We start from the raw sequence: 6,617 nt of genomic DNA, 5'->3' as shown, positions 1-6,617 counted from the left end.
GGCGGTCGGTTTCTTGACCTGCAAAGCAGACAGGATGCTGGTTTGTTCCTGGCTAATCGATGAGATCCCCGAGATTGGCTGAGTGTTGTTCAAGGTCACGCGGTGGTGTTGAATCCGACGCAGCAGTGATAGCGCCCGTTCGGGCGACAGGCTACTTTCACTGGCAGCAAGGCGCTGGCGCATTACTCGATACAGAACCAAAGCCATGAAGCAGATCATGGCGTGGGCACGGATACGGTCCGGCAGCCGGTGGTAGACCGGTCCGATTTCGATTTCCGACTTCAGCACGCGGAAGCCGCGTTCGATATCCGCGAGTGACTTATAGCGCTCGATGACTTCGTCGGGCTTCAGATCAGCGGTATTGGTCACCAGCAGGAGTTTGCCGTCCATCAGCCGTGCATGCGCCAGCGCCTGTGCGTCGATGTCGTAGCTGAACAGCTCACTCTTGAGATTGACGCGGACGATGCGCGCCAAGTGTGCTTCGCATACCTCATGGTAGAAACGCGCCCGCGCGCCACCATCCGATAGCTTACGGCCTCGGCTACGTTTGCCGGCATCTTGCGCATCGAGTTTGCCGGTCCATTCGGCTGCCTTCCGCTCCAGCTCGGCGATCAGACGGTCGCGCTGTGCGCCTTGCTCAGCGGCGGTTTCCGGGTTATGCGCGATGATCAGGCGCAAGCCTTCCCATTCAAGCTCACCGGTGACTTCCTGGGTTGCATTCAGGCAATCCGCCTGCTGAAACGGTGTCAGTAACTCGACGAAGTCGGAGTAGCGGCGCCCCGGCACCGCCAGGATGAATTCGAGCGGCTGACCGCTCGGCAGGCTGATCGCCTGCAATTCGGCCAGGTTGTCGGTGGACAGCAGCCCACGGTCGGCGACGGCGATCACACGCCGGATCGGGAAACGCTGGATCACCTTCTCGATGGTCGGCTTGAGCGTCGTGACTTCGGCGGTATTACCATCGAACACTTCGTGGTAGAGCGGAATGCCGTCGGCAGTCTGCACCACGCCGAGCATGAACTGGCGGGCGATCACGCCTTCCTTGGCCATGCCGAATTTGCGCACATCGCCATCCTGCTGCGACAGGCCTTCGGCACGGATGGTGGTCATGTCATAGAACACCACTGCCAGTTCCTGATCGAGCAGCGGACGTAGCAACGCAGACACGACCTGGTCGACGGCGTCTTGATGCACGATCAAGGCATCCATCGCACGCAGCAGGTGCTGGTGCTCGATGGCTTCGGCAACGATGCCAGGCAGGCTGACGGTTTCCAGCCAGCGCAGCACACCGAGCTTGGAGTCGGGGTCGCACAGTCGATTAAGCACCATCACCCGAACCAAGGCTTCTATGTCGATGCTGTGGCGGGTACGGCGGAAGGCTTTGCGCAGCTGACCAAAGCCCAGTTCTTCCCAAAGCTCGGTCAACGCCCAAACGTCACCCAGTGCACGGGCCGATTCGAAGGTCGGTGCGACATGGTCAGGCATGGAACGACCGGTCAGGCGCAGTAAGCCGGAAATGACGGACTCGAGCTCCGAGCCAATCTGGTCAAGCCGTCCGAGGGTGGCGACGGTGCGTTTTTTGACGCGCCCATCCTCCCCCCGGTAAGACTCGACCAGTTGAACGTAACGGCGGCTGCCGGACTTGGTGACTTTGACAAACATGCCGTCACTTTATCAGGCATATAGTGCATGTCAAATAACGGTTTTATGGTCAAAAACGTGCCACCACAAGAGTTTTGGCGAAATCGACACTGAAACCCGCATGGTTATTAGAGGTCAGCAGCGAAAACAGACAATTTTTGGGGGCGAACTGTCGAACTCGGGTGTCCCTTCCCTTGTTGTTGATTTGTGTACAGATAGATTCTGTCGCCTATCTGAAATGTGTCCATAAATTAAGAAATTGGCCCTAGTTTGACACATTTTTGGGGGATGCTGGAGTGCACCTGCCTAGGTGCGTGCCCCAGTTAGGCAATCATGGGCTCATTACGCGGAGATTCCGTCCGCCCAACAGGTCGCATTTCAGCCCGTTGCGCACCAGTAAGTGGCCATACATGACTGAATGGCTATACCAAGGCACGGCCTCCGACCCACTAGCGGCTGTGCCGTTTAAGTTGATCGACATAAGAAGGGGTAACAATCATGTCGATACGCAAACTCATAGCCATATTCTTAACAGCACTGCTATCAATTACCGCAGTCACTGCAGTTTTCGTTCCCGGTGTGGCCCAGGCTCGTCATCACAAAAAAACTCCCCATTTTACTAATTGCCCAATAACCGAGGCCAACGGCAGACACTGCGATGATGTTGTGCCTGCCTTTTTCGTGCCAAGTGGGTGCGCTCCAATCTGACACACGAGCTACAAGTCAAATTCGGCGCTCGTGGCGGCATGAATGCTATCGACTTAGCGTGCTTTATTTTATGAATTCTGTGTGCTCCTCATGATGGTGGGGAGCTAGAGGCATGCAAGTTAAAAACTATGGTCAGTCAGATCTATACAGCCCAGCAGGTGTCAATTCCGTTGGGCTCTCCTCTTTCACGTTTCCGGAGAAATTTAAATCACATCAATAATTTATTTCAATGGAAACTATTTCACTGGTTTGTAAGACTAATTGTCTGAGACTCCTTACATAGCTGGAGCAGTGCAGCCCCAAACAGCTCAACAGCGGCAGCAGGCAGACTCTCGGCGCGAGTGAACATGGCTATCGGCGGCAGATTCCAGTTGAATGAATAAGGGACGATAGCCACGCCGGCCGTACGGACCATTTCTTCCGCAATGTCAGCCGGGACAATGGACACGGCGTGATCACTGGCTACAATCATTTCGCCGATCAACTTGGAAGAATAACTCTCGACGATGGGGGCCGGCGGCACCACCCCAGCGGCCAGGAATATATCCGCCACCTGCTCCCTTATCCGCGTATGCGGCGCACCGAGAATCCAATCCAGCTCGGCCAGCTGACGCCAGTCCATCCGCACCCGGCCCAATTGGGCGGCCAAACGGCGGCTGGCAATGAGTCTGGGCTGCTGCCGGTACAGCACATCAAACCGGACATTCTCAAGCTCGACCGTTGAGGAGATGCGGCCCAGCACAATGTCCAGCGAGTGGTCACGCAATTGTGACAACAGCTGGTCGCTGGTGCCTTCATGGATGGTAACCGTCAGCCGCTCATCCGTATCAGGAAAGGCGCGCTGGATAGCGGCAGACAGCAGACGGCCGGGAATGAAGGGAGTCACGCCAACATGCAGATGCACGGCACGACCAAGGGAAGCACTTTCCACATCACGTGCTAGATGTCCCAAGTCGTGGATCATTGCCTGGGCGCGGGCCAGCACCCGCTTACCCAGCGCGGTGGGCGCCATGCCACGGCTGGAGCGGTCGAATAGCGGGCCCCCGAACATGCTTTCTAGTTCGGCCAAAGCATTGGTCACTGCCGGCTGACTGCTGGCCATGTGCTCGGCTACACGGGTCAGGGAACCGTGTTGCTGGATCTGCAGCAGCAGAATCAGGTGCCGCATCTTCAGCCGGCTACTCAATCTGTGCAACAGCTCGCCGGAGCCTTTTTCCACCATGTTAGAGGCCATTCCATAACGTGAACCTTATGGATTCATATTAAATCAAAATAATTACCTTATGTATCAGCGCTAGACTTTTCACCAGTTGAGGTATGCAGCCACTTAAAACCATGCTGCCAACAGCAGACAACCCCCATCACACAAACGAGGCCAAGCAATGGACATGATCGACCGACAGGCAGCTCTGGACTATCACGCCACTCCTACCCCGGGCAAAATCGCCGTCAATGCCAGCAAGCCGCTGGTGACCCAGCGCGACCTGGCGCTGGCCTACACCCCGGGCGTGGCCGCTGCCTGCGAGGAAATCGTGGCCGACCCGCTCAATGCCAGCCGCTACACCGCCCGCTCCAACCTGGTCGGCGTCATCACCAACGGCACCGCCGTGCTGGGTCTCGGAAACATTGGAGCACTGGCCGCCAAGCCGGTGATGGAAGGCAAGGCTGTGCTGTTCAAGAAGTTTGCCGGCATCGACGTGTTCGACATCGAAATTAGCGAAACCGATCCGGACAAGCTGGTCGAAATCATCGCCGGCCTGGAAGCCACCTTCGGTGGCATCAACCTGGAAGACATCAAGGCACCCGAATGCTTTGAGGTGGAACGCAAGCTGCGCGAGCGCATGAAGATTCCTGTGTTCCATGACGACCAGCATGGTACCGCCATCACGGTGGCGGCAGCCTTCATCAACGGTTTGAAGGTTGTGGGCAAGAACATTACCGAAGTGAAAGTGGTCACTTCCGGTGCCGGTGCTGCTGCGCTGACCTGCCTGGATTTGATGGTACAGCTGGGCCTGCCACTGGAAAACATCTGGGTGACCGACATCGAGGGCGTGGTCTATCAGGGCCGCACAGTCCTGATGGATCCGGCTAAGGCCCGCTTTGCCCAAAGCACCAGCGCCCGGACGCTGGGCGAGGTGATCAACCAGGCCGATGTCTTCCTCGGCTTATCGGCAGGGGGCGTGCTCAAGCCGGAGATGGTGGCATGCATGGCACCGCGCCCACTGATCCTGGCGCTGGCCAACCCTACCCCGGAAATCCTGCCGGAAGTCGCTCACGCCGTGCGCGACGATGTGGTGATGGCCACTGGCCGTTCCGACTATCCCAACCAGGTCAACAACGTCCTGTGCTTCCCCTACATTTTCCGTGGCGCGCTGGACGTGGGGGCCACCACCATCACCCGCGAGATGGAAGTAGCGGCGGTCCATGCCATTGCCAGTTTGGCCGAGGAAGAGCAGAACGAAGTGGTGGCAGCCGCTTATGACTCCTATGATCTAAGCTTTGGCCCGCAATACCTGATTCCCAAGCCGTTCGATCCTCGCCTGATCGTGCGCATCGCCCCGGCTGTGGCCAAGGCGGCAATGGAAAGCGGTGTGGCTACCCGACCAGTGGCCGATCTGGAGGCCTATACCGAACAGCTGCAACAGTTTGTCTACCATTCCGGCAGCTTCATGAAACCGCTGTTTGCCGCGGCCAAGCAGCAGGTGCGAGAAGGTGGCAAGACCCGCATCGTGTTTACTGAAGGCGAAGACGAACGTGTACTGCGCGCGGTGCAGGTGATCGTGGACGAAAAACTGGCACGGCCAATCCTCGTGGGCAGACCTGAGGTTCTGCTCAAACGCATCGAAAAGTTCGGTCTGCGGCTGCGACTGGGTGAAGATGTCGAGGTCACCAACCCAGAATACGATGAGCGTTTCCACCAGTATTGGACCACCTACTGGGAGCTGATGTGCCGCGATGGCATCACCAAGGAAATGGCACGGGTGGAAATGCGCCGCCGGCTCACCCTGATCGGCGCCATGATGGTACGTATGGGAGACGCCGACGGCATGATCTGCGGTACGGTCGGCAGCTATCACGACCACCTACGCTACATCGACCAGGTGATTGGTCGCAAACAGGGAGCGAATACCTATGCGGCCATGAACATCCTGTTGCTGGAAAAGCGCACGGTGGCACTCGTGGACACTCACGTCAACGACGACCCGACAGCCGAGCAGATTGCCGAATTCACCATCGCCGCCGCTGAGGAAATGGAAATGCTGCACATGCAGCCCAAGGTGGCCTTGCTTTCACGCTCCAACTTCGGCTCGAACAGCTCCGCATCCGGCCGCAAGATGCGACGTGCTCTCGAATTGGTGCAACAAAAAGCACCTGAACTGGAGATCGATGGCGAAATGCACGGCGACTGCGCACTAGATGAAACGCTACGGATGAACATCCTGCCACACTCTCGCCTGAAGGGCGCTGCCAATCTGTTGGTCTGCCCCAATGTCGATGCCGGAAACATCGCCTATAACCTGCTGAAGACGGAGGCTGGTAGCAATGTCGCAGTGGGGCCGTTCCTACTGGGCGTGAATGCGCCAGTCAATATTCTGACCTCCAGCTCCACTGTGCGTCGAATCGTCAATATGGCGGCTCTGACTGTCATGGAGGCAAACCGTCAGCCTTATGATGAATCGTCCCTCTGAATATCTGAAAAGGTTAAGTAGCAATTTCACGCTTGCAAGGCCAAAGTTCAACAACGTCTCGGATTTTGGCATCCATAAGCCGTTTCAGCCCATCTAAACATGCCGCCGACAATGGCGGCATGTCCCCGCCTGAGAGGATGTTTAAGCTACTGCAATTGGCTGAGCACGTGCATGCAATTACGTAATGAAGTGCCAGTTATGGAAAATACTACTAGGCCAGTTTGTGAAGCCGGGGAAAGAACCGACTCATACGAGGACGACAGCTCATACTAAGCTTTGCAAAAGTATTGTCACTGGCAGGCATATTGGCACTCAGGCTGGCGGAAGAACGATTTCACCAGCCCGGGTAGCTTTTGGATTCGACGCAAGGCGCCGATTGCTAGCCGCTTCATTTCCTCATGGTTTTGCACCAGACGCTTTGATACCTGGCGCTTCACGTGCGCCCAGACCTGCTCGTCCGGATTCAGTTGCGGCGAGTAAGGCGGCAAGTAGAACAGGTTGAGCTTGCCTTCCAAGCTCTCCACATAGTCCCTGACCAGCTTCGCCTTGTGGATCGGATGGCCATCGACGATCACAAAC

4 protein-coding genes are annotated in these 6,617 nt (G+C 56.9%); 1 reads left to right on the top strand and 3 read right to left on the bottom strand.

The window, feature by feature from the left end:
• A partial coding sequence (locus QU481_RS23345; RefSeq protein WP_289831990.1) for an IS1634 family transposase occupies nt 1-1,662 on the bottom strand: 1,662 nt, incomplete at its 3' end.
• Nucleotides 1,663-2,590: 928 nt separating this feature from the next.
• Nucleotides 2,591-3,571, bottom strand: a complete 981-nt coding sequence (locus QU481_RS23340; protein ID WP_289832352.1) for a LysR substrate-binding domain-containing protein — start codon at nt 3,569-3,571, stop codon at nt 2,591-2,593.
• Between the two features lie 160 nt (nt 3,572-3,731).
• Between QU481_RS23340 and QU481_RS23335 the strand changes: the two genes are divergently transcribed.
• On the top strand, nt 3,732-6,038 hold the full coding sequence (locus tag QU481_RS23335) for an NADP-dependent malic enzyme (RefSeq protein WP_289832351.1): 2,307 nt from the start codon (nt 3,732-3,734) through the stop codon (nt 6,036-6,038).
• A 290-nt stretch (nt 6,039-6,328) separates the two neighbouring features.
• Here the strand turns inward: QU481_RS23335 and QU481_RS23330 are convergent.
• On the bottom strand, nt 6,329-6,617 hold a 289-nt coding region (locus tag QU481_RS23330; protein ID WP_289828758.1), incomplete at its 5' end, for a transposase.

The organism is Crenobacter oryzisoli (genome assembly GCF_030385785.1).
Taxonomy (GTDB): Bacteria; Pseudomonadota; Gammaproteobacteria; order Burkholderiales; family Chromobacteriaceae; genus Crenobacter_A; species Crenobacter_A oryzisoli.
This window is presented reverse-complemented; position numbering and strand designations above follow the sequence as displayed.

Coding starts and splice junctions, on each gene's coding strand:
- QU481_RS23340 (WP_289832352.1), bottom strand. CDS start 3,571: ATGGTGGAAAAAGGCTCCGGCGAGCTGTTGCACAGATTGAGTAGCCGG.
- QU481_RS23335 (WP_289832351.1), top strand. CDS start 3,732: ATGGACATGATCGACCGACAGGCAGCTCTGGACTATCACGCCACTCCT.